Origin of the sequence: Streptomyces sp. NPDC058295, assembly GCF_042880655.1 — a bacterium.
GTDB lineage: Bacteria > Actinomycetota > Actinomycetes > Streptomycetales > Streptomycetaceae > Streptomyces > Streptomyces coriariae.
On record NZ_JBHVYO010000067.1, the window covers coordinates 1 to 22006 of the forward strand.

Annotated in this window: 21 protein-coding genes and 1 pseudogene; 17 read left to right on the forward strand and 5 right to left on the reverse strand. The window is 71.5% G+C overall.

Annotated elements, in window-relative coordinates; all coding sequences use genetic code 11:
- Nucleotides 1-46: 46 nt before the first annotated feature.
- Nucleotides 47-673 carry a TetR family transcriptional regulator gene (locus ACFVYS_RS39745; RefSeq protein ID WP_389510214.1) on the reverse strand — a complete coding sequence of 209 codons (627 nt, stop codon included), beginning with the start codon at nucleotides 671-673 and terminating at the stop codon, nucleotides 47-49.
- 122 nt (nucleotides 674-795) lie between these two features.
- On the opposite strand from ACFVYS_RS39745, the gene ACFVYS_RS39750 reads away from it, so the two are divergent.
- Genes ACFVYS_RS39750 through ACFVYS_RS39760 form a run of 3 tightly spaced genes read left to right on the forward strand, consistent with a single transcriptional unit; the run spans nucleotide 796 to nucleotide 2489 of the window.
- Nucleotides 796-963 carry a hypothetical protein gene (locus ACFVYS_RS39750; protein ID WP_389510216.1) on the forward strand — a complete coding sequence of 56 codons (168 nt, stop codon included), beginning with the start codon at nucleotides 796-798 and terminating at the stop codon, nucleotides 961-963.
- A 35-nt stretch (nucleotides 964-998) separates the two neighbouring features.
- Nucleotides 999-1265, forward strand: a complete 267-nt coding sequence (locus ACFVYS_RS39755; RefSeq protein ID WP_362574625.1) for a DUF4190 domain-containing protein — start codon at nucleotides 999-1001, stop codon at nucleotides 1263-1265.
- A gap of 60 nt (nucleotides 1266-1325) precedes the next feature.
- Nucleotides 1326-2489, forward strand: coding sequence for a cysteine desulfurase family protein (locus ACFVYS_RS39760; RefSeq protein ID WP_389510217.1), 1164 nt, complete (start codon nucleotides 1326-1328; stop codon nucleotides 2487-2489).
- A 156-nt stretch (nucleotides 2490-2645) separates the two neighbouring features.
- Here ACFVYS_RS39760 and ACFVYS_RS39765 read toward each other — a convergent pair whose 3' ends face one another.
- Both ACFVYS_RS39765 and ACFVYS_RS39770 read right to left on the reverse strand, forming a co-directional pair.
- Complete coding sequence (locus ACFVYS_RS39765) at nucleotides 2646-4220, reverse strand: multicopper oxidase family protein (RefSeq protein ID WP_389510219.1); 1575 nt, start codon at nucleotides 4218-4220, stop codon at nucleotides 2646-2648.
- A 229-nt stretch (nucleotides 4221-4449) separates the two neighbouring features.
- Nucleotides 4450-5109 carry an N-acetylmuramoyl-L-alanine amidase gene (locus tag ACFVYS_RS39770; RefSeq protein ID WP_389510221.1) on the reverse strand — a complete coding sequence of 220 codons (660 nt, stop codon included), beginning with the start codon at nucleotides 5107-5109 and terminating at the stop codon, nucleotides 4450-4452.
- Between the two features lie 83 nt (nucleotides 5110-5192).
- On the opposite strand from ACFVYS_RS39770, the gene mnmA reads away from it, so the two are divergent.
- Nucleotides 5193-6323: a tRNA 2-thiouridine(34) synthase MnmA gene (gene mnmA, locus ACFVYS_RS39775; RefSeq protein WP_389510223.1), complete on the forward strand. Its 1131-nt coding sequence runs from the start codon at nucleotides 5193-5195 to the stop codon at nucleotides 6321-6323.
- Nucleotides 6324-6326: 3 nt separating this feature from the next.
- On the opposite strand, the gene ACFVYS_RS39780 is transcribed toward mnmA, so the two are convergent.
- Nucleotides 6327-7112 carry an alpha/beta fold hydrolase gene (locus ACFVYS_RS39780; RefSeq protein WP_389510225.1) on the reverse strand — a complete coding sequence of 262 codons (786 nt, stop codon included), beginning with the start codon at nucleotides 7110-7112 and terminating at the stop codon, nucleotides 6327-6329.
- A gap of 38 nt (nucleotides 7113-7150) precedes the next feature.
- Complete coding sequence (locus tag ACFVYS_RS39785; RefSeq protein ID WP_389510227.1) at nucleotides 7151-7504, reverse strand: DUF427 domain-containing protein; 354 nt, start codon at nucleotides 7502-7504, stop codon at nucleotides 7151-7153.
- 50 nt (nucleotides 7505-7554) lie between these two features.
- Between ACFVYS_RS39785 and ACFVYS_RS39790 the strand changes: the two genes are divergently transcribed.
- The 13 genes and pseudogenes from ACFVYS_RS39790 (at nucleotide 7555) to ACFVYS_RS39850 (ending at nucleotide 21977) form a co-directional block, all read left to right on the forward strand.
- Entirely contained in the window at nucleotides 7555-8094 is a 540-nt protein-coding gene (locus ACFVYS_RS39790) for a TIGR00730 family Rossman fold protein (RefSeq protein WP_389510229.1), read from the forward strand.
- Nucleotides 8095-8112: 18 nt separating this feature from the next.
- Nucleotides 8113-8811 (forward strand): SDR family oxidoreductase, encoded by a 699-nt coding sequence (locus ACFVYS_RS39795; RefSeq protein WP_389510231.1) that lies wholly within the window; start codon nucleotides 8113-8115, stop codon nucleotides 8809-8811.
- Nucleotides 8812-8862: 51 nt separating this feature from the next.
- Nucleotides 8863-9864, forward strand: coding sequence for a methionine synthase (locus ACFVYS_RS39800; protein ID WP_389510233.1), 1002 nt, complete (start codon nucleotides 8863-8865; stop codon nucleotides 9862-9864).
- 15 nt (nucleotides 9865-9879) lie between these two features.
- A complete protein-coding gene (ligA, locus tag ACFVYS_RS39805) occupies nucleotides 9880-12072 on the forward strand; it encodes an NAD-dependent DNA ligase LigA (RefSeq protein WP_389510235.1) in 2193 nt (730 codons plus the stop codon).
- A 269-nt stretch (nucleotides 12073-12341) separates the two neighbouring features.
- Nucleotides 12342-14597: a putative bifunctional diguanylate cyclase/phosphodiesterase gene (locus ACFVYS_RS39810; RefSeq protein WP_389510237.1), complete on the forward strand. Its 2256-nt coding sequence runs from the start codon at nucleotides 12342-12344 to the stop codon at nucleotides 14595-14597.
- A 191-nt stretch (nucleotides 14598-14788) separates the two neighbouring features.
- A complete protein-coding gene (gene gatC / locus ACFVYS_RS39815) occupies nucleotides 14789-15085 on the forward strand; it encodes an Asp-tRNA(Asn)/Glu-tRNA(Gln) amidotransferase subunit GatC (RefSeq protein WP_007384860.1) in 297 nt (98 codons plus the stop codon).
- A 5-nt stretch (nucleotides 15086-15090) separates the two neighbouring features.
- Complete coding sequence (gatA, locus tag ACFVYS_RS39820; protein ID WP_389510239.1) at nucleotides 15091-16593, forward strand: Asp-tRNA(Asn)/Glu-tRNA(Gln) amidotransferase subunit GatA; 1503 nt, start codon at nucleotides 15091-15093, stop codon at nucleotides 16591-16593.
- Nucleotides 16590-16829: a hypothetical protein gene (locus ACFVYS_RS39825; protein WP_020131415.1), complete on the forward strand. Its 240-nt coding sequence runs from the start codon at nucleotides 16590-16592 to the stop codon at nucleotides 16827-16829. The genes gatA and ACFVYS_RS39825 overlap by 4 nt, the downstream gene beginning before the upstream one ends.
- A gap of 15 nt (nucleotides 16830-16844) precedes the next feature.
- Nucleotides 16845-18359: an Asp-tRNA(Asn)/Glu-tRNA(Gln) amidotransferase subunit GatB gene (gene gatB / locus ACFVYS_RS39830; RefSeq protein WP_389510241.1), complete on the forward strand. Its 1515-nt coding sequence runs from the start codon at nucleotides 16845-16847 to the stop codon at nucleotides 18357-18359.
- A 97-nt stretch (nucleotides 18360-18456) separates the two neighbouring features.
- Nucleotides 18457-18837 carry a hypothetical protein gene (locus ACFVYS_RS39835; protein WP_389510243.1) on the forward strand — a complete coding sequence of 127 codons (381 nt, stop codon included), beginning with the start codon at nucleotides 18457-18459 and terminating at the stop codon, nucleotides 18835-18837.
- A gap of 10 nt (nucleotides 18838-18847) precedes the next feature.
- A pseudogene (locus ACFVYS_RS39840) lies at nucleotides 18848-19033 on the forward strand (Cys-every-fifth RiPP peptide CefA); the annotation flags it as partial.
- A 162-nt stretch (nucleotides 19034-19195) separates the two neighbouring features.
- Entirely contained in the window at nucleotides 19196-21424 is a 2229-nt protein-coding gene (locus tag ACFVYS_RS39845; protein ID WP_389510244.1) for an MMPL family transporter, read from the forward strand.
- Nucleotides 21402-21977, forward strand: coding sequence for a GNAT family N-acetyltransferase (locus ACFVYS_RS39850; RefSeq protein ID WP_020131419.1), 576 nt, complete (start codon nucleotides 21402-21404; stop codon nucleotides 21975-21977). The genes ACFVYS_RS39845 and ACFVYS_RS39850 overlap by 23 nt, the downstream gene beginning before the upstream one ends.
- Nucleotides 21978-22006: the final 29 nt, after the last annotated feature.

Consider the following 22006-nt stretch of genomic DNA (forward strand, 5'->3'; position numbering starts at 1 on the left):
CGGGTGCGCCGCCCCTGTGCGTGCGTACGGGTGCGTCGCCGGGCTGTCAGTCCAGCCAGTGCCGGCGGCCGATGCTGATGAGCCGCATCTGGCGGGCGGCGAGCCGGCTGACCCGCTCCCGCTCCTCGGGCGGCGACTCCAGTGCCTCCAGGAACAGCGAGGCCGTGATGAGCATCTGGTCGACGTAGAGGTGCGAGAGCATCAGCAGGTCGTCGTCGCTCCAGTCCTCGGCCTCGGCGTCCTTGGCCAGTTCGGTCTTCACCTCCTCGGCGAACCGGGCCAGTTGGTCCCGGATCGCCTCCCGCACCGGCTGGACTCCGCCATGTCGCTCACGGGCGATGAAACGGACGGGTGCGGGGTACGCGGTCACATGACCGGCGATCAACTCCACAGCGCGCGTGATGCGTTCCTCGCTCGTGTCGGCCGTGGTCACGGTGGTGCGGATCATCGGGTGGAGGCTGCCGAGCGCCTCCTCGACCAGGGCCACACCCAAGTCCGCGGTGGAGCGGAAGTGGCGGTAGAAGGCGGTCGGAGCGACCCCGACGGCCCGGGTGACCTCGCGCAGCCCCAGGCTGCTCAGGCTCTGCTCCTCCAGCAGCACCAACGCCGCGTCCATGAGCGCCTGCCGGGTCTTCTGCTTCTGGGCCTGCCTGATGCCGAGGGTGTGACTCATGTCATCCAGTTAACAACTGTTCTCTGGAATTGGAAAGCCGGGGTACACGCTAGACTCAAGAGTCAGTGAACAAGTGTAACCACAACTGTTCACCCAAACTTTACGGAGGGGGATCCGATCCCATGCTGTTCCTCGTTGCGGCCCTGCTGCTGTTCGGCGTCGTCATGGGCACCGTGGCCCACGCGCCGTTCGCCTTCACCCTCGTCGCCGCCACCGTGATCGCCGCCTGGCTCGGTGTCTTCGCGCTCCGCGAGCGCCACGGCCGCCGTCGGCACACCTCGACCCACTGACCCGTCGCACCTTCTCCCACAGGAGCTGACCAGCCATGCACCTCACCGCACCGGCCACCCGCCGCACCGGCATCCGGGACACCGACGGAATGGCCGTCGCGTCCTTCGTCCTCGGCCTCCTCGGCCTGCTCGTGCTCAACATCTTCCTCGGCCCGATCGCCATCGTGCTGGCGTCGGTCGCCCTATGGCGCGGTACGGCCCGCCGCGGGCGCGCCTTCCTCGGACTGGGTCTGGGCGTCGCCGACCTTCTGGTCCTGGTCGCGTTCATGCAGGCCGACTCGACGGTTTCCTGGAGCTTCTGACGGCAAGGGCTCACCTGGCAGCGAGGCGTGCCACCCCGCCCCCGTAGAATCGGCGCCACCATGGCATACCTCGACCACGCCGCGACCACGCCGATGCTCCCCGAGGCGGTCGAGGCACTCACCGCGCACCTGGGCGTCACCGGCAACGCCTCCTCCCTGCACGCCGCCGGCCGGCAGGCCCGCCGCACGGTCGAGGAAGCCCGGGAGACCCTCGCGGACGCGCTCGGCGCCCGTCCCAGCGAGGTCGTCCTCACCTCCGGCGGCACCGAGGCCGACAACCTCGCGGTCAAGGGCCTGTACTGGTCCCGCCGTGACACGGACCCGGCCCGCACCCGCGTCCTGGCCAGCCCGGTCGAACACCACGCGGTCCTCGACGCCGTGCACTGGCTCGGCGAGCACGAGGGCGCCACGGTCGAGTACCTGCCGGTCGACTCCTACGGGCGGGTCCACCCCGAGGCGCTGCGCGAAGCCATCGCCCGCGACCCCCACGACGTGGCCCTGGCCACCGTCATGTGGGCGAACAACGAGATCGGCACGATCCTGCCGGTCCGTGAACTGGCCGACGTGGCAGCCGAGTTCGATGTCCCGCTGCACGCCGACGCGGTCCAGGCCTTCGGTCAGGTCCCCGTCGACTTCACCGCCTCCGGCCTCGCCGCGATGACGGTCTCCGGCCACAAGATCGGCGGCCCGTACGGCATCGGCGCCCTGCTCCTCGGCCGCGAGTACACCCCCGTGCCCGTCCTGCACGGCGGCGGCCAGGAGCGCCATGTCCGCTCCGGCACCCTCGACGTCCCCGCCATCGCCTCCTTCGCGGTCGCCGGACGCCTCGCCGCCGAGCAGCGCGAGTGGTTCGCCCGCGAGATCGGGGCCCTGCGCGACGCGCTGATCGACGCGGTCCGTACGGCCGTCCCGGACGCGATCCTCGGCGGGGACCCGGTGGACCGGCTCCCGGCCAACGCCCACTTCACCTTCCCGGGCTGTGAGGGCGACTCCCTGCTGCTGTTGCTCGACGCCCAGGGCATCGAGTGCTCCACCGGCTCCGCCTGCACCGCCGGCGTCGCCCAGCCCAGCCACGTCCTGCTCGCCACCGGTACCGACCCGGACCTGGCCCGCGGCACCCTGCGCTTCTCCCTCGGCCACACCTCCACCGAGGCCGACGTCGAGGCGGTCGCCAAAGCCATCGGCCCGGCGGTGGAACGGGCGCGCGCGGCCGGACTGTCGTAACGCCGCCGACCCGGCCGTGTTCACAGGGACCTGCCAGTCATCGCCTCCACCATGGGCGGTGGCCCGGCTGTCCGGGGCCAGGGGCTGCCGCCGGCACTTCCACTGCCGGCGGCAGCCTGCTCGGGGAGGCTGCGGTGACGGGCCCGGGGGGCGGGGCTAGCTCTCCGTGACCATGAGGGAGGCCATCATGCCCTCGTCCTCGTGCTGGAGGAGATGGCAGTGGAGCATGTACATGTAGGTGTCGTCGGCGAAGTCGGTGAACTCCATGGCGATCTGGATCGTGCCGCCGCCGACGACCTCGAACGTGTCGTACCAGCCGAGTTGAACCCCCGTGGGGTCCTCCCCGTTGACCGAGACGAGCTGGTAGGGCACGTCGTGCAGATGGAACGAGTGTTCCAGCTGGGAGGCGTTGGTGATCGTCCAGATCTCCTTGGCCCCCAGCGTGGTGCTGATCATGGCCATGCTGGACATGGTGAGACCGGCCGAACCGTTGATCTTCATCGTCGCCCCGGTATTGCTGAGCGTGATGGTGCGGGCGGTGAAGGCGCTGGTGTCGTACCGCTCGATGGTGCTGAGGCTGCTCGGCAGGTCGGACGGCGTGTCGGTGCCGCCCGCGGCGACCGTGAGGAAGTCGAAGGTGCCGGAGCCGCCGCGGATCCAGCCGGTGGTGATGACGACCTGGAGGGTGACGTCCTCCGTGACGTCCATGACGAACTCGGCGCGGGCTCCGGCCACCAGCCGAATGGTGTCCACCGAGGTCGGCTCCGTCAGATAGCCCTGGTCGGTGGCGATCTGGATCAGCTTGCCGCCGTCGCTGCGCTGGAGGGTGATGATGTCCGACGGCGAGGCGTTCAGGGCCCGGAAGCGGTTGCGGGTCTTGGTGGCGCCGAAGGTGAGCGTGGTGTCGTCGACGTTGGTGCCGTTCACCAGCACCGGGAAGCTGAGGCCGCTGCTGAGGTAGCCGGTCTGGTCGTACTTGATGTCGCCGGCGCTGTCGACGGCCAGGCACTGGAAGACGAGCGGGATGTCGTCGACGCCGTAGTCGCTGGGCAGGGCGGCGGAGGCGGTGGAGTCGTCCTCCACGATGATCATGCCGGCCAGGCCGTGGGTGGCCTGCTTGGCCGTGGTGCCCAGAGCGTGCGGGTGATACCAGAGGGTCTTGGCCTCGTCCAGGACGGTGAAGGTGGGGGCCCAGCTCGCCCCGGCGGCGAACGCGTTCTGCGGGCCGCCGTCCATCTCGGCCGGGACGTGTGCGCCGTGGAAGTGGACGGTGGTTTCCTCGGAGAGGCTGTTGGTGATGTTGAGCAGGACCGTGTCGCCTTTGGTCCACTTCATGGTCGGGCCGAGGAACGACTGGTTGTAGCCGGCGGTGGTGCTGGTGACGCCGCTGAGCACCTCGCTGGTGCCGGTCTTCGCCTCCAGGGTGAAGGTGGTGGTGCCGTCGGCGGTGGTGCCTTCCAGGAGGTCGGGAATGGTCAGCGCCGCCGTGTCGGTCGCGGCGCTCGCCTTGTTGCGCCCCGCGTCGGTGAGCAGCCCGAAGGTCGCCCCCGCCGCGGCGACGGCGCCCAGGCCCACCCCGGCCATTCCGCCGAGGAACTTGCGCCGGTGCAGGCCCTTGCCGCTCCGCCCCTTGCTGGTGTGTTCGTCCTTGCCGCCGTCCCGGCCGCTTCGTGCGTGGGCACCCCTGCTGTGTCGCTCCGCGCCGGACGCGGGTTCCGTGTTGTTCGTCATGGCGGTGGAGCCTCGACGTAAGGGCTATGTGAAGTCTGAGGCGAAGTTAGGAGCGAGCCGGGGAGGCTGTGGACCCGCCGTGCCTGACCTCGAGCGTCAACTCGCTCGAAGAAACACCAAGTTGGCGTGTCGCAGGTCACGCTCGGGGTGCGGGATGCATCGGACATGCCGGCCTCGGCGATTGGTCACCATTTGACGTTCAAGTGATCTGCGTCACACAGAATCCCGGCTATGCGGTCGCTGTCAGCGCCTCCCGCACGAGCCGCAGATACCGGTCCCAGTCCCAGTGCTCACCCGGGTCGGTGTGATCCGTGCCCGGCACCTCCACATGCCCGATGATGTGATCGCGGTCGACGGCTATGTCGTACCGCCGGCAGATCGCGGCGGTCAGCCGGGCGGAGGCGGCGTACATCGCGTCGGTGAAGTCCTTCGGCCGGTCCACGAAGCCCTCGTGCTCGATGCCGACACTGCGCTCGTTGTACGCGCGGTTGCCCGCGTGGTACGCCACGTCCAGCTCCCGGATCATCTGCGTGACGTGTCCGTCCTTGCCGACGATGTAGTGCGCGGCCGCCCGGTGCCCCGGGTCCTCGAACGCCTTCACCGCGCTGTCGAGGTCGCCCTGTGTGACATGGACGACGACCATGTCGATCCCGTAGTCGTCCGGCCGGTCCGCCCAGCGGAAGTTCGCCTCCGACGCCGCCACCCACCGGGCGCCCCCGAAGTCCACGGCACCTTCCACCCGCTGCCTGCGCACGCCCGGCAGCCGCCAGTACAGGCGTGCCAGTTCGTCACGCGCCAGCACGGCCGTGCCGACGGCGGCCGCCGCCCCGCCGATCAGCAGGGCGCGCCGTCCGATCCGCCGGTCGGAGTCGCTCTTCCCGTCCCCCATGTCCGTGCCCTTCTTCGCGCCTTGTGATCGTCAACGGATACTCGCGGGCTCCGGTTCCCGGGGACCCGTACCCTGGAAGGGTTATGACTGAGACCTCGCAGCGCTCCCGCCCCCTTCGCGTACTCGCCGCCATGTCCGGCGGGGTCGACTCCGCCGTCGCCGCCGCCCGCGCGGCCGAAGCCGGCCACGACGTGACCGGCGTCCACCTCGCGCTCTCCGCGAACCCGCAGTCGTTCCGCACCGGCGCGCGAGGCTGTTGCACCATCGAGGACTCCCGCGACGCCCGCCGCGCGGCGGACGTGATCGGCATCCCGTTCTACGTCTGGGACCTCGCCGACCGCTTCCGCGAGGACGTCGTCGACGACTTCGTCGCCGAGTACGAGGCCGGCCGCACCCCCAACCCCTGTCTGCGCTGCAACGAGAAGATCAAGTTCGCCGCGCTGCTGGACAAGGCGCTGGCGCTGGGCTTCGACGCGGTGTGCACCGGCCACTACGCGAAGGTCCTCGTCGGCGAGGACGGCACGCGCGAGCTGCACCGCGCCTCCGACATGGCCAAGGACCAGTCGTACGTCCTCGGCGTCCTCGACGACCGGCAGCTCGCCCATGCGCTCTTCCCCCTCGGCGACACGGTGACCACGAAGGACGAGATCCGAGCGGAGGCCGAGCGCCGCGGCCTGGCGGTCGCCAAGAAGCCCGACTCCCACGACATCTGCTTCATCGCCGACGGCGACACCCAGGGCTTCCTCGCGAACCGGCTGGGCCGGGCGGAGGGAGACATCGTCGACGAGTCCGGCGCCAAGGTGGGCACCCACGAGGGCGCGTACGGCTTCACCATCGGCCAGCGCAAGGGCCTGCGCATCGGCACCCCGGCCGCCGACGGCAAGCCCCGCTACGTCCTCGACATCTCCCCGGTGAACAACACGGTGACGGTCGGCCCGGCCGCCTCCCTGGACGTCACCGCCCTGACCGCGATCAGGCCCCGCTGGTGCGGCGCCGCCCCGACCGGCCCCGGCACCTACACGGCCCAGCTCCGCGCCCACGGCGGCGAGACCGAGGTGCGCGCCGAACTCGTCGACGGCTCCCTCGAGGTCACCTTCACGGAGCCCGTCCGGGGCGTGGCCCCCGGCCAGGCGATCGTGCTGTACGACGACACGCGCGTGGTGGGCTCGGCGACGATCGCGGCCACCGTGCGGGCGACGGCCGGGGTGTCCTGACCGTCAGTCGCGGGCCCCGAGGAACTCCGCCAGCACCGGCGCGAGGACGCTCGGGTCCACCATGTGGGTCTGGCCCTCGAGCACGCGGTACGTGCCGCCCGGCACCGCGTCCGCGACGGCACGCGTCGCCTCGCGCAGCCACGGCGCACTGGCCTCGCCCGCGGCGGCGAGCACCGGGACCGCGATCGAGGCCAGCCGCTCCCGGGGCGGCGCACCGCCGCCCATGACGGCGTCGTCGTAGGCGAGGGTCGGGGCGATGGCCTCCATCCCCTCCCACATCGGTGACCGGCGGGCGCCCAGGATCATCTCCTCGGCCAGCCCCGTCAGCCGCAGGAACAGCTCGACGGCGTCCCCGCGCCGCCCCTGCGCGAGCGCCTCGGTGAGGTTCGCCGTGTAGGTGGCGCGTCCCCGCACGTCCTCCTCGTCCAGGGCGTACGGCGTCTCGTACACGGCCACCCGCCGCACCGGCAGCCCGGCGGCCGCCGCCTCCAGCGCCAGCGCGCCGCCCGAGGAGATGCCGTAGAGCGCCGCCTCACCGCCCGCCGCGTCGATGAGGGCCGCCAGGTCCTCGACCTCGCGTTCCACCGCGTAGGGCGCCGTGTCGCCGCTCTCGCCACGGCCCCGGCGGTCGTACCGCAGGACCGTGCAGCGCTCCGCGAGCAGGCCGGCCAGGGGCGCCATGGTGCCGCCCGTGGACATCGCCCCGCTCACCAGGATGACCGCGGGCCCCTCGCCGGCGCTTGCGTACGCGAGTTCGGTGCCGTCGCGCGAAATGGTCTTCTTGTCCATGCCCATGCAGACTGCCGCACGGCACGGCGGTCATCGGCCTACGACACCTCCGCTTCGGGCACTTCCGCTTCCGAGACCTCCACTTCGTAGAAGCACAGGTGGTTCTTGATCTCGGCGACGTCGGGCTTGGGATCGGGATAGCCCCAGACCACGTCCGCCGCGTCCGGCAGCGACCAGTAGGAGGCCGTTCCCTTGAAGGGGCAGTACGTGTGGGTGTCGGAGGGGGTCAGCAGATCGAGCCGTACGTCCTCGGCGGGGATGTAGTACCGCACCGGACAGCCGGTCTCGCGCAGGGCGAGCGCCCGGTCGGTCTCGGCCAGCACGTGGCCCCCGTGGACGACCCTGATGTGCCGGTCGCCCCGCTCGATGGTGATCGTGTGTCCTCGGGTCATGTGGGAACAGCGCCCGCGGGCCCCCGGTTCTTCCCGCGTACCGTGGCCGCATGCGTATCTGCGTCTTCCTCTCCGCCGCCGACCTCGACGACCGTTACACCCACCCCGCGCGCGAGTTCGCCGAACTGCTCGGCAAGGGCGGTCACACCCTCGTCTGGGGCGGTTCCGACGTCGGCCTGATGAAGGTGGTCGCGGACGGCGTGCAGGAGGCGGGCGGCCGGCTGTGCGGGGTGTCGGTGGACTTCCTCGTGGCCACGGCGCGGGCCGGGGCCGACGAGATGGTCGTCGCGCGGGACCTCGCCGAGCGCAAGCGGCTCCTCCTGGAGAAGTCCGACGCCGTCGTGATCATGGTCGGCGGGACCGGGACGCTGGACGAGGCGACCGAGATCCTCGAGCTGAAGAAGCACGGGCACACCGACAAGCCGGTCGTGCTGCTCAACACCGCGGGCTTCTACGACGGCCTCAAGGAACAGTTCCGGCGCATGGAGGACGAGGGGTTCCTGCCCGTCCCCCTCACCGACCTGGTGTTCTTCGCCGAAGAGGCGGTGGGCGCGCTGGCCTACCTGGAGGAGAGCCAGGGCATCGAGTGACGTGCCGGTGATGCGAGCATGGCGGGCATGGCTACTCATGTGATCACCGGAGCCGGTTCCGGCATCGGCGCGGCCGTCGCCCGCCGTCTGCACGCGCGCGGGGACGAACTCGTGCTGCACGCGCGCGACGCGGGCCGCGCGAAGGAACTGGCGGCGGAGTTTCCCGGGGCCCGGACCCTGGTCGGCGACCTGGCCGAGCCCGCCAAGCTGAGCTGGGCCTTCTCCCACCAGACGCTGCCCGACCGGGTGGACTCCCTGCTCCACATCGCCGGTGTGGTCGACCTGGGGCCGGTCGGCGACCTGACCCCGAAGTCCTGGCGCCACCAGCTCGACGTCAACCTGATCGCCCCGGCCGAGCTGACCCGGCACTTCCTGCCCCAACTCCGGGCCGCCCGGGGGCACGTGGTCTTCGTGAACTCCGGGGCCGGTCTGCGGGCGAGCGCCGACTGGTCCGCGTACGCCGCCTCCAAGCACGGCCTGAAGGCGCTGGCGGACGCCCTGCGCGCCGAGGAGCACGGCAACGGCGTCCGCGTCACCTCCGTCTACCCGGGCCGCACCGCCAGCCCCATGCAGGCCAAGGTGCACCAGCAGGAGGGCAAGGAGTACGACCCGGGGGAGTGGATCGATCCCGAGTCGGTCGCGACGACGATCCTGATGGCCGTCGACCTGCCCCGGGACGCGGAGGTCAACGACCTGACGGTGCGGCCGGGGCGGTGAGACCGCCCGCGGGGGCGAGTCGCGCCCCCGCGCCTACGTAGGCTTCACCCCGTGAACGCACACTTCAGTTTCGGCCCCGCCACCGGCGTCGGTTCCCTGCCCGGTGGTGACGCCCGCGAGGCCGCCAAGGCCGCCACCGGGTCCTTCGAGGACTTCCCGTTTCTCGCCGAGCTGCCGGCCCGCGGCCCGGGCGCCGACATGATCGGCCGCACCGCGGGGATGCTCGTCGAGTTGTTCGCGCGCGTGGAGCCCAGCGGCTGGCGGATCGGCGACCGGCCGGGCCGGGACACCAAGCGGGCCCGGTCCTGGCTGGGGGAGGACCTCGACGCGCTGGAGGAGTTCACGCAGGGCTACGAGGGCCAGGTGAAGGTGCAGGCCGTCGGACCCTGGACCCTCGCCGCCGCGCTGGAGCTGAAGAACGGCCAGTCGGTGCTCTCCGACCACGGTGCCCGCCGCGACCTCGCCGGCTCCCTCGCCGAGGGGCTGCGCCTGCATCTCGACGAGGTGCGCCGCCGCCTGCCCGGCGCGCGGATCGTGCTCCAGCTCGACGAACCCTCGCTGACCGCCGTCCTGCGCGGCCAGGTGAAGACCGCCAGCGGCTACCACACCCACCGCGCCGTCGACCGGCAGGTCGTGGAGGCCACCCTCCGGGAGGTCGTCGCGGTGCACGGCGACGACCCCGTCGTGGTCCACTCCTGCGCCCCGGACGTCCCGTTCGCCCTGCTGCGCCGGGCCGGCGCGACGGCGGTCTCCTTCGACTTCTCGCTGCTCACCGAACGTGACGACGACGCCATCGGCGAGGCGGTCGAAGGGGGTACCCGGCTGTTCGCCGGTGTCGTGCCGGGCGTGGACGCCCCATTGTCGGACCCTGCCGGTAGCGTCATGGGTGTCAGGACGCTGTGGCGCAGGCTGGGGCTGCGACCGGGGCTGCTCACCGAGGCGGTCACGCTCACGCCGTCGTGCGGCCTCGCGGGAGCTTCCCCCGCGTACGCGCGCGAGGCCCTCGCGCACTGCGTCCGGGCGGCGAGATCCCTCGCCGACAACCCAGAGTAACGGGAGGACGACACGGTGGCCGGCGACAGGCAAGCGGAGACGACGGTGCCCAGCGAGGCACGGGAGAAGCACGCGCAGCTGGCTGAGCAGATCGAGGAGCACCGCTTCCGGTACTACGTGAAGGACGCTCCCGTCATCAGCGACGCGGAGTTCGACCGGCTCCTGCGCGCCCTGGAGGCACTGGAGCAGGAGTACGCCGAGCTGCGGACGCCCGACTCGCCCACCCAGAAGGTCGCCGGCGCGTACGCGACGGAGTTCACGGCCGTCCAGCACCGCGAGCGGATGCTCTCGCTCGACAACGCCTTCGACGACCTGGAGCTCGCCGCGTGGGCCGAGCGCGTCCACAAGGACGTGGGCAGCTCCGCGTACCACTTCCTGTGCGAGCTCAAGGTGGACGGCCTCGCCGTCAACCTCACCTACGAGAACGGCCGTCTCACGCGCGCGGCGACCCGGGGCGACGGCCGCACGGGCGAGGACATCACGCCCAACGTGCGCACCATCGCGGAGATCCCCGACCGCCTCACCGGTGACGGGGTCCCGTCCCTGGTGGAGATCCGGGGCGAGGTCTACTTCCCGATGGAGAAGTTCGAGGAGCTGAACGCCCGGCTGGTCGAGGCGGGTGACAAGCCCTTCGCCAACCCGCGCAACGCGGCCGCCGGTTCACTGCGCCAGAAGGACCCGCGCGTCACCGCCTCGCGTCCGCTGCACATGGTCGTGCACGGCATCGGCGCCCTGGAGGGCTACGAGGGCCTGACCCGCCTCTCCGAGGCGTACGACCTCCTCGGCACCTGGGGTCTGCCCACCTCCCCGCACAACAAGGTGGTCGGCGACCTCGACGGGGTGCGGGCGTTCATCGCGTACTACGGCGAGAACCGGCACTCGGTGGAGCACGAGATCGACGGCGTGGTCGTCAAGCTCGACGAGATCCGCCTCCAGGGGCGGCTCGGCTCCACGGCCCGTGCCCCCCGGTGGGCGATCGCCTACAAGTACGCGCCGGAGGAGGTCAACACCAAGCTCGTCAACATCCGCGTGGGTGTCGGCCGTACCGGCCGCGTGACGCCGTACGCCCAGGTCGAGCCGGTCACGGTGGCGGGCTCGGAGGTCGAGTTCGCCACCCTGCACAACCAGGAGGTCGTCAAGGCCAAGGGCGTCCTGATCGGCGACACCGTGGTGCTGCGCAAGGCCGGTGACGTGATCCCGGAGATCCTCGGTCCGGTCGCCGACCTGCGCGACGGCAGCGAGCGCGAGTTCGTGATGCCCTCCGAGTGCCCGGAGTGCGGTACGGCGCTGCGGCCGATGAAGGAGGGCGACATCGACCTGCGCTGCCCCAACGCCCGCTCCTGTCCCGCCCAGTTGCGTGAGCGCGTGTTCTACCTGGCCGGCCGCAGGGCGCTGGACATCGACCACTTCGGCTATGTCGCCGCGGCCGCCCTCACCCGTCCGCTGGAGCCGGCCGATCCGCCGCTGCGGGACGAGGGCGACCTCTTCGACCTCACCATCGACCGGCTGCTGCCCATCAAGGCGTACGTCCTCGACCAGGACAGCGGTCTGCCCAAGCGGGACCCGAAGACGGGCGAGGAGAAGATCGCCACGGTCTTCGCCAACCAGCAGGGCGAGCCGAAGAAGAACGCGCTCGCCATGCTGGAGACCATCGCGGCCGCCAAGGAGCGCCCGCTGGCGCGCATCCTCACCGGCCTGTCGATCCGGCACGTCGGACCGGTCGCGGCCGAGGCGCTGGCCCGCGAGTTCCGCTCGATCGAGCGGATCGAGCAGGCCTCGGAGGAGGAGCTGGCGGCCACCGACGGGGTGGGCGCCATCATCGCGGCCTCGCTCAAGGAGTGGTTCGCGCAGGAGTGGCACCAGGAGATCCTGCGCAAGTGGCGGGCCGCCGGCGTCCGCATGGAGGAGGAGGGCTCCGGGCAGGACGAGGGACCGCGTCCCCTCGAAGGGCTGACGGTCGTCGTCACCGGCACCCTCGAGCACTTCACCCGGGACGGCGCCAAGGACGCCCTGCAGAACCAAGGGGCGAAAGTGACCGGTTCGGTTTCGAAGAAGACATCTTTCGTCGTCGTGGGTGACAATCCGGGATCGAAGTACGACAAGGCGATGCAGCTGAAGGTGCCGGTTCTGAACGAGGACGGCTTCACCGTCCTGCTGGAACAGGGACCCGAGGCGGCGGCCGAAGTGGCCCTTCCGACCGAGGAGTAGCGGCGAGTGGCGGTTGAAGGTCACCCGATCGGCGCATACCAGATGCATACGGGTGGCCGGGGCGCATTCGGGCAACCGTCGACGACCGCTGCCCGTGGAAGCCTTCTGCGGCCTACTGTTGAGACGTGCGCCTGCCGTGCCCAGCTGCGGTCGGGGCACCTCCGTGCTCCTGGTGAGCAGGGGGAAGGGTTCTCCAACGCGGCGCCGCCCGGGGTTGTCGGGCAACGGGCCGCGTGGCGTGGGCACCGCCGGCTGTGAGAGGGACGGGAATGGAACCGACCGAGAGCGCCGCCCCGGACGAACGGCTGCGCCGGCGCCGGGTCGCCGGCGTCTGGTGGGGGAGCTGGTGGACGGCGCGCTCCGGGCGGCCTCCGGGCGTGGAGGCGTATGTGCCGCACACCGCGCCGTACGCGACGCCGCATTCCGGTCCGGACCTCCGCGTCACCTCCGCCCCGCATCCCGGGATGCCCGACACCGAGGCCGACCGGCACCCGTCCCGGCCCGCGCTGCCCGTCTCGGTCGTCTCCGCGGCCGCCTTCGCCCTCGGCGCCGGCTTCTACCGCGCCTTCACCGGCCACCACGCGCTGTTCCCGTCCGGCACGGCCGGCTGGGCCCTGGCCGTGCTGGCCGGCGTCATCGTCGGCCATCTGGTCCTGCTCGGCCGCGCCCGCTGGTGGGGCGGCACCGGCTCCGGCGCCGCGCTCACCCTCGCCGTCCTGCTGCTGTACGGCTGGGTGCCGGCCGGACTGGTCAGCCTCACCGTCGTCGTCCTGGTCGGCATAGCCAGGCGCCACCGCTGGCGGCAGGGCGTCCTGCACGGCGCGGTGGACATCCTCGGCATCGGCGCGGGCGCGCTGCTGCTGGCCGCCTGCGGACCGATACCGTCCGTGGAGCGCCCCTGGACCCCCGACAGCTGGACGGTCTACACCGGCCCCCAGGTGGTCCTGGTGGCCGTCGCCTACCTCGCGGTCACCCGTGTTCTCCTCTGGTACCTGCACACCCCGCGCTCCGGCGGACTGCCCACCGTCGCCCGCACGGCCCTGGTCAGGCAGGGCCTGGTCGCGGTCGCCCTGCTGGGCATCGCGCCGCTGATCTGCGTGGTCGCCGTGGCCAAGCCGATCCTGCTGCCGCTGTTCGCCATCCCGCTCATCGCCCTCGACTCCACCTTGTGGATGGCCCGCGCCCGCGCCGAGGAGCAGCTGCGCGACCCGCTGACCGGGCTGCCCAACCGCCAGTGGCTGCTGGAGCGCATCTGGACCGCCCTGGACGACGCGGAGCGCATCGGCGCCCGCGCCGCCCTGATGCTGATCGACCTCGACCGCTTCCGCTCGGTCAACGACACCCTCGGTCATCTCGCCGGTGACCGGCTGCTGCTCCAGATAGCCGAGCGGCTGAAGCTCGCCCTGCCCCGCGGGGCGGAGGTCGCGCGGCTCGGCGGGGACGAGTTCGCCGTCTTACTGCCCGTCGCCGACTCCACGACCTCGGCGGCACGCATCGCCCGCGGGCTGGTCTCCTACCTCAGCTCGCCGCTCGACCTCGACGGCCTCACCCTCGTCCTGGAGGCCAGCGCCGGCGTCGCCGTCTTCCCCGACCACGCCCTCGACGCGGAGGGCATGCTGCGCCGGGCCGACGTGGCGATGTACCAGGCCAAGCGGGACCGTACGGGCGTGGAGGTGTACGAGTCCAAGCGCGACTCCAACACTCCCGACCGGCTCGGCCTGCTCGGCGACCTGCGGCGGGCGCTCGACGCGCATGAGGTCGAGCTGCACTACCAGCCGAAGGTCCGCTTCGACGGCCAGGTGGCCGGGCTGGAGGCGCTGGTCCGCTGGGTGCACCCGGAGCGCGGGAAGGTACCGCCGGACGAGTTCATAGCGATCGCCGAGTCGTCCGGGCTGATGCCCCATCTGACCGAGTACGTGCTGGAGAGGGCGCTCGGCCAGGTCGCGCGGTGGCGGGCCCAGGGGCTGTACGTGCCGGTCGCGGTCAACGTCTCCCCCCGCGACGTGCACACCCCCGGCTTCGCCGGCTCCGTCGCGGCCCGGCTGGCCCGGCACGGAGTGCCCGCGGGATCGCTCCAACTGGAGATAACGGAGCACGTCCTGCTGGAGGACCCGCAGCGTGCCGCGGACACCCTCAACGGGCTGACCGGGCACGGCGTGAAGATGTCACTGGACGACTTCGGAACCGGCTACTCCTCCCTGGTGCACCTGCGCCGGCTCCCCGTGAGCGAGCTGAAGATCGACCGCTCCTTCGTGGCCCGGCTGGCCGTCGACACCGAGGACGCCGAGATCGTGCGCTGCACCGTCGACCTCGCCCATTCGCTGGGGCTGCTGGTGGTGGCCGAGGGCGTCGAGGACGACGAGACCTGGGAGCGCCTGCGTGACCTGGGCTGCGACGCCGTCCAGGGCTGGCTGGTGGCCGCGGCGATGCCCCCGGAGGAGGCGACGGCCTGGCTGCGGGCCCGCGGCTCACGCGGCTGGCAGCGCCCCGCGGCGGCCCTCCCGGCAGCCGCGTCCGACGAGTAGCCGCCCCCTCCGCCCGCACGTTCACCCCGGCCGGCCGTTCCCGTGCGCCGAGGCTCGGCAAGGGGGCCGGAGCCGAGGGATGCCGGTGGGAACCCGGGAGGCGAGCCGAACCGTTTCACGGGTATGGCGCCCCGCACCCTAGGATTGGGCCGAACCACACACTCACTCACTCCACCCCAGAGGAACGCTGCATGCCTGGCATCACGCGCGAGGAGGTCGCCCACCTCGCCCGGCTGGCGCGTCTGGAGCTGAAGCCCGAAGAGCTCGAACACTTCGCGGGACAGCTGGACGACATCATCGGCGCGGTCGCCCGCGTCAGCGAGGTCGCCGACCAAGACGTACCGCCGACCTCGCACCCGCTCCCGCTGACGAACGTCATGCGGGCGGACGAGGTCCGTCCGTCGCTCACCCCCGAGCAGGCGCTCTCCGGCGCCCCGGCCCAGGAGCAGCAGCGTTTCAAGGTGCCGCAGATCCTGGGGGAGGACTAACCGCCATGACGGACAACGTCAACATCATCAAGCTCACGGCCGCCGAGACCGCCGCGAAGATCGCCTCCGGCGAGCTCACGGCCGTCCAGGTCACCGAGGCGCACCTGGCGCGCATCGAGGCCGTCGACGAGAAGGTCCACGCCTTCCTGCACGTCGACCGTGCGGGCGCGCTGGCCCAGGCCCGCGCCGTCGACGAGAAGCGGGAGCGGGGCGAGAAGCTCGGCCCGCTGGCCGGCGTCCCGCTCGCGCTCAAGGACATCTTCACCACCGAGGGCATCCCGACGACCGTCGGTTCGAAGATCCTCGAGGGCTGGATCCCGCCGTACGACGCGACGCTCACCAAGCGGCTCAAGGCCGCCGACGTCGTCATCCTCGGCAAGACCAACATGGACGAGTTCGCCATGGGGTCGAGCACCGAGAACAGCGCCTACGGGCCGACCGGCAACCCCTGGGACCTCACCAAGATCCCCGGCGGCTCCGGCGGCGGTTCCTCCGCCGCGCTCGCCTCCTTCCAGGCGCCCCTGGCCATCGGCACCGACACCGGCGGCTCCATCCGCCAGCCGGCCTCCGTCACCGGCACGGTCGGCGTGAAGCCGACGTACGGCGCGGTCTCGCGGTACGGCATGGTCGCCTTCTCGTCCTCCCTCGACCAGGGCGGCCCCTGCGCCCGTACGGTCCTGGACGCGGCGCTGCTGCACGAGGTCATCGCCGGACACGACCCGCTGGACTCCACGTCCATCGACGCGCCCGTCCCGCCGGTCGTCGAGGCCGCCCGCAACGGCAGCGTCGACGGCATGCGCGTCGGTGTCGTGAAGCAGTTCCGCGGCGAGGGCTACCAGGCCGGCGTCATCCAGCGGTTCGACGAGTCGGTCGCGCTGCTGAAGGAGCTGGGCGCCGAGATCGTCGAGCTGGACTGCCCGTCCTTCGACCTCGCCCTGTCGGCGTACTACCTGATCGCGCCGTCCGAGTGCTCGTCCAACCTCGCCCGCTTCGACGGCCTGCGCTACGGCCTGCGGACCGGCGACGACGGCAGCCACTCGGCGGAGGAGGTCACCTCCCTCACCCGTGAGGCGGGCTTCGGCCCCGAGGTCAAGCGCCGCATCATGCTCGGCACGTACGCCCTGAGCTCCGGCTACTACGACGCGTACTACGGCTCGGCACAGAAGGTCCGCACGCTCATCACGCGGGACTTCGAGAAGGCCTTCGAGCAGGTCGACGTGATCGTGTCGCCCACGACGCCGACCACCGCCTTCGCGATCGGTGAGCGTGCCGACGACCCGATGGCGATGTACCTGGCCGACCTGTGCACCATCCCGACCAACCTCGCGGGCAACTCGGCCATGTCGCTGCCCTGCGGCCTCGCCCCGGAGGACAACCTCCCGGTCGGTCTGCAGATCATCGCCCCGGCCCTGAAGGACGACCGGCTGTACAAGGTCGGCGCCGCCGTCGAGGCCGCCTTCGTGGAAAGGTGGGGTCACCCGCTTCTCGAGGAGGCTCCGTCGCTGTGAGCGCACTGAACAAGGCCAAGGGCTTCAAGAAGTCCAAGTCCGGTACGTACCTGTCCATCGCCGGGACCGCGTTCGGCGCGTTCGGCGTCGCCAAGCGGCTGAAGAAGGCCCGCGCCGAGAAGGACACCCTGGTCCTGATCGACGCCACCGTGTCCGCCGTCGCCATCGTCACCGGCCTCGCCATCCTCTACCGCGAGCTGAAGCGGCTGGGCGACGACGACGTCCTGCTGGGCTGAGAGGGAAGTTTCACCGTGACCACCACGACCGACCTGGTGTCGTACGAGGACGCGCTGGCGTCGTACGACCCCGTCATGGGCCTCGAGGTCCATGTCGAACTCGGCACCAAGACGAAGATGTTCTGCGGGTGCTCGACCGAGCTGGGCGCCGAGCCCAACTCGCAGACGTGCCCCACCTGCCTCGGCATGCCCGGCGCGCTGCCGGTCGTCAACGCGATCGGCATCGAGTCCGCGATCAAGATCGGTCTCGCGCTGAACTGCGAGATCGCCGAGTGGTGCCGCTTCGCCCGGAAGAACTACTTCTATCCGGACATGCCGAAGAACTTCCAGACCTCCCAGTACGACGAGCCGATCGCCTTCGACGGCTACCTCGACGTACAGCTGGAGGACGGCGAGACCTTCCGGGTGCAGATCGAGCGCGCCCACATGGAGGAGGACACCGGCAAGTCGCTGCACGTCGGCGGCGCCACCGGCCGTATCCACGGCGCGTCCCACTCCCTGCTGGACTACAACCGCGCCGGCATCCCGCTCATCGAGATCGTCACCAAGCCGATCGAGGGAGCGGGCGAGCGCGCTCCCGAGGTCGCGCGGGCGTACGTCCGTGAGCTGCGCGAGCTCATCAAGGCGCTCGGTGTCTCCGAGGCCCGCATGGAGCAGGGCCAGATGCGCTGCGACGTCAACCTGTCGCTGCGCCCGCACGGCCGGGAGAAGTTCGGCACCCGGTCCGAGACGAAGAACGTGAACTCGCTGCGGTCCGTGGAGCGCGCGGCCCGCTTCGAGATCCAGCGGCACGCCGCCGTGCTCAACGCCGGCGGCACGATCATCCAGGAGACCCGCCACTTCCACGAGGACACCGGGTCGACGACCTCGGGCCGCGTGAAGGAGGAGGCCGAGGACTACCGGTACTTCCCGGAGCCCGACCTGGTGCCGATCGCGCCGTCCCGTGAGTGGGTCGAGGAGATCCGGGGCGGTCTGCCGGAGCTGCCGCTGGCCCGCCGCAACCGGCTGCTCGCCGAGTGGGGCATCTCCGCCGCCGACATGCAGTCGATCCTCAACGCCGGCGCGCTGGACCTGATCATCGCCTCCATCGACGCCGGCGCCGACGCGGCCTCCGCGCGTAAGTGGTGGATGGGCGAACTGGCGCGCAGCGCCAACGAGTCGGGCGTTCCGCTCGACGAGCTGGCGATCACGCCGGAGCAGGTCGCCCGGGTCACCGAGCTGGTGAGCAAGGGCGATCTGAACGACAAGCTGGCCCGTCAGGTCATCGAGGGCGTCCTCGCGGGCGAGGGTGCACCGGACGAGGTCGTCGAGAAGCGCGGTCTGAAGGTCGTCTCCGACGAGGGCGCGCTCACCACCGCCGTCGAGGAGGCCATCGCCGGCAACCCGGGCATCGCCGACAAGATCCGCGGTGGCAAGGTGGCCGCGGCCGGTGCCCTGGTCGGCGCCGTGATGAAGGCCACGCGCGGACAGGCCGACGCGGCCCGCGTCAAGGAGCTGATCCTGGAGAAGCTGGGCGTCAGCGAGGGCTGAGCCCGCCGGTCTCCTCGCGCCCGGGGGGCGTGCGCCGCACCGGCGCATGCCCCCCGGGCGTCTCTCTTCTCAGCTCGACGCGCTACGCTCGCCCGCCATGAGGGCACGAACCGACTCCGACACGCAGGACGACATACACGACGGCCCGCAGGCCGGAGCGACCGGAGCGACCGGAGCCGCGGACGCGGCCGAACCGGACGACACGGACGACACGGACGAGGGACACGGCCCCCAGGACGCCCGGCGGGCCCGCTGGACGGCGATCGGCACCGGAGCGCTGCTCACCCTCGCCGGACTCGCCGCGTCCCTCCTGCGCCTCACCGGCTCCGCCCCCGCCTTCGTCCCGGCGGCCTATGCCCTCGGCGCCGCCGTCTGTGCCCTCGCCGCCCTCCTGGGCTCCCGCGGCCGTACCCGGCGCGCGCTGTGGCTGCTGATCGCCGGGGTGATGGTGATGGCGATCGGCGACCAGGCCGACTGACACGTGCCGCACTGATACGTGCCGCACTGACATGTGTCTGACGGACATGTGCCGGACGGACACGTGCCCTTCGGACATGTGCCGGACGGACACGTGCCCTTCGGACATGTGCCGGACGGACACGTGCCCTTCGGACATGTGCCGGACGGACGTCTGCCCGGCGAGGCCTGACACCGCGGCCGTTATTGTCCTGTGATCTGGCTCCCACTCCTGTGAAAAGCCCCACGAACGCGGCAAACGATCAAATTCGCCTGTAAGAGTGACCCCACATCGCTCATACGTTCTTTGCGGGCTGTTCAGGTCAGGCGCGACTGTTCCCGGTCAAAGATCCACAATTCACCCTCCGGGAGCACGTCAAGTGGCAGCCCTCGCACGCTGGTGTGTTCGCAACCGCCTCATGGCGGTGCTGATCTGGCTCCTGGCTCTCGGCGGCACCGCGACCGCCGCGCTCGTCGTCGGCTCCGCGTACTCCAACGATTACGAGGTCCCCGGCACCGAGTCCGACCGCGCCACCCGGCTGCTCACGGAGGGTTTCCCGGACCTCGGCGGCGACAGCGACACCGTCGTCTGGCACACCGCCTCGGGCTCCGTCCGCGCCGCCGACGTCGAACAGAGCATGAACCGCGCGCTGGAGAAGATCGCCGACCTGCCCGGCGTGGCCTCCGTCGCCGGCCCCTACGACGACCAGGGCACGGCGCGGATCAGCGAGGACGGGCACACCGCGTACGCCACCGTCACCTTCGAGGACCGCGCCGAGGACGTCGACGAGGCCGAGGCGCGGGCCGTCGTCGACGCCGCGGAAGCCGCCGGGACCGACGGCCTCCAGGTCGAGCTGGGCGGCTCCTCGATCGGCCTCACCGAGTCCTCCGGCGGGCATCTCGCCGAGGTCGTGGGCGTGGTCGTCGCCGCGGTCGTGCTGTTCCTCGCCTTCGGTTCGCTCGCCGCCTCCGCCCTGCCCATCGCCACCGCCCTGGTCGGCGTGGGCACCGCGTACGCGGGCATCGTGCTGCTCGGACACGCCATGACCGTCGCCGACTTCGCGCCCATGCTCGGCCTGCTCGTCGGGCTGGGCGTCGGCATCGACTACGCGCTGTTCATCGTGACCAGGCACCGGCGCGGACTGAAGCGGGGGCTCACGGTCCCCGAGGCCGCCGCGAGCGCCGTCGCCACCACCGGACGCGCGGTCGTCTTCGCGGGCGTCACGGTGTGCATAGCCCTGCTCGGCATGCTGATCCTGCGGCTGAGCTTCCTCAACGGGGTGGCGATCGCCGCCTCCCTGACCGTAGCCCTGACGGTCGCCGCCTCCGTGACGCTGCTGCCCGCCCTGCTGTCCTTGATCGGCATGCGCGCCCTCAGCCGCCGCGAACGCCGCCGGCTCGCCGAGCACGGACCCCAGCCGGAGCTGCCGACCGGGCTCGCCGCCCGCTGGTCGGCGTTCGTGGAGCGCCGGCCCAAGTTGCTCGGCGCGTTCGCCCTCGTCGTCGTCGCCGTCCTCGCCGTGCCCACCTTCTCCCTCCGCCTGGGCACCTCCGACCAGGGCAACGCCCCCGAATCGGCCACCACCCGGCAGGCCTACGACCTCCTCGCCGAGGGTTTCGGCGCCGGTGTCAACGGCCCGCTGACCCTGGTGACCCGCGTCGGAGGCGCCGAGGACCGGCTCGCTCTCGACAACCTCGACACCGTCCTGCGCACCACCGAGGGCGTGGCCTCGGTGACACCGGTGACCTTCGGCTCCGGCGGCCGCACCGCGTACCTCACCGTCGTCCCCGAGTCCGCCCCGCAGTCGCGGCGCACCAGCGACCTCGTCGACCGGCTGCGCACCGAGGTGCTGCCCCGCGCCGAGGCCGGCACCTCCCTGGACGTGCACATCGGCGGGGTGACGGCCGGCTACGACGACTTCGCGGACGTCATCGTCGGCAAGCTCCCGCTGTTCGTCGGCGTCGTCATCGGCCTGGGCTGTCTGCTGCTCCTGCTCGCGTTCAGGTCCGTCGGGATACCGCTCAAGGCCGCCGTGATGAACGTGGCCGCCGTCGCCGCCGCCTTCGGGATCGTCGTGGCCGTGTTCCAGTGGGGCTGGGGCAGCGATGCGCTGGGACTCGGCCGCGCGGGGCCCATCGAGCCCTTCCTTCCGGTGATCATGGTGTCGGTGCTGTTCGGCCTCTCCATGGACTACCAGGTCTTCCTGGTCAGCCGGATGTACGAGGAGTGGCTGGAGACCGGCGACAACCGGCGCGCCGTCCGGATCGGCCTCGCGGAGACCAGCCGGGTGATCAACTCCGCCGCGGTCATCATGATCTCGGTCTTCCTCGCCTTCGTACTCAGCGGCGACCGGGTGATCGCCATGTTCGGCATCGCCCTCGCCGCCGCCGTCGCCCTGGACGCCTTCGTCCTGCGGACGCTGCTGGTGCCCGCCCTCATGCACCTGCTCGGCAGCGCCAACTGGTGGCTGCCGCGCCGGCTCGACCGGCACCTGCCGCGGATCAGCATCGAGCCGCCCGAGTGCCGGGCCGCCCATGAGAGGCTCACCGAGGTAGTGGAGGCACTGGAGAAGGAGCGGCGGCCGGATGTACGCGATATCGCTGGGTGACGACGGGGCCGAACTGCGCCCGCTGGAGCCCTGGCACGCCGAGGAGTTCCTGGCGCATCTGGAGCGCGGCCGGGAGTTCATCAACCAGTACGTCCCGTTCGGCTCGAAGGCCACCGACGTGGCCACCGCCCGGGAGGCCCTGCAGAGGTACGCCGACATGCGCGCCGCCGACACCGGCTCGCTGCACGGCCTGTGGCTGGACGGCACGCTCGTGGGCGGTGTGCTCTTCCTGAACTTCGACGCCGAGGACGCGAACTGCGAGGTCGGCTGCTGGCTGGAACCCGCCGGTACCGGGCGCGGTCTGGTCACCCGGGCCATGCGGGTGCTGATCGACTTCGCGGTGGAGCGGCGCGGGATCCAGCGGGTCGAATGGATCGCCTCCGCGGGCAACACCCCCAGCCTGGACGTCGCCCGGCGGCTGGGAATGACCCGCGACGGCGTCCGCCGGCAGTCGTACCCCTATCGTGGGGTGCGGCACGACCTCGAGGTGTGGTCCGTGCTCGCCCAGGAGTGGCGCGACGCACGCGCGCGCGGCGCTCACAACGATCATTAAGGGACCTCTCAGAGAGCGTCCGTACGGTG

Excerpts from the sequence above, each read along its gene's own strand:
- ACFVYS_RS39745 (WP_389510214.1), bottom strand. The coding sequence starts at position 673 with ATGAGTCACACCCTCGGCATCAGGCAGGCCCAGAAGCAGAAGACCCGG.
- ACFVYS_RS39750 (WP_389510216.1), top strand. The coding sequence starts at position 796 with ATGCTGTTCCTCGTTGCGGCCCTGCTGCTGTTCGGCGTCGTCATGGGC.
- ACFVYS_RS39755 (WP_362574625.1), top strand. The coding sequence starts at position 999 with ATGCACCTCACCGCACCGGCCACCCGCCGCACCGGCATCCGGGACACC.
- ACFVYS_RS39760 (WP_389510217.1), top strand. The coding sequence starts at position 1,326 with ATGGCATACCTCGACCACGCCGCGACCACGCCGATGCTCCCCGAGGCG.
- ACFVYS_RS39765 (WP_389510219.1), bottom strand. The coding sequence starts at position 4,220 with ATGACGAACAACACGGAACCCGCGTCCGGCGCGGAGCGACACAGCAGG.
- ACFVYS_RS39770 (WP_389510221.1), bottom strand. The coding sequence starts at position 5,109 with ATGGGGGACGGGAAGAGCGACTCCGACCGGCGGATCGGACGGCGCGCC.
- mnmA (WP_389510223.1), top strand. The coding sequence starts at position 5,193 with ATGACTGAGACCTCGCAGCGCTCCCGCCCCCTTCGCGTACTCGCCGCC.
- ACFVYS_RS39780 (WP_389510225.1), bottom strand. The coding sequence starts at position 7,112 with ATGGACAAGAAGACCATTTCGCGCGACGGCACCGAACTCGCGTACGCA.
- ACFVYS_RS39785 (WP_389510227.1), bottom strand. The coding sequence starts at position 7,504 with ATGACCCGAGGACACACGATCACCATCGAGCGGGGCGACCGGCACATC.
- ACFVYS_RS39790 (WP_389510229.1), top strand. The coding sequence starts at position 7,555 with ATGCGTATCTGCGTCTTCCTCTCCGCCGCCGACCTCGACGACCGTTAC.
- ACFVYS_RS39795 (WP_389510231.1), top strand. The coding sequence starts at position 8,113 with ATGGCGGGCATGGCTACTCATGTGATCACCGGAGCCGGTTCCGGCATC.
- ACFVYS_RS39810 (WP_389510237.1), top strand. The coding sequence starts at position 12,342 with ATGGAACCGACCGAGAGCGCCGCCCCGGACGAACGGCTGCGCCGGCGC.
- gatC (WP_007384860.1), top strand. The coding sequence starts at position 14,789 with ATGCCTGGCATCACGCGCGAGGAGGTCGCCCACCTCGCCCGGCTGGCG.
- gatA (WP_389510239.1), top strand. The coding sequence starts at position 15,091 with ATGACGGACAACGTCAACATCATCAAGCTCACGGCCGCCGAGACCGCC.
- ACFVYS_RS39835 (WP_389510243.1), top strand. The coding sequence starts at position 18,457 with ATGAGGGCACGAACCGACTCCGACACGCAGGACGACATACACGACGGC.
- ACFVYS_RS39850 (WP_020131419.1), top strand. The coding sequence starts at position 21,402 with ATGTACGCGATATCGCTGGGTGACGACGGGGCCGAACTGCGCCCGCTG.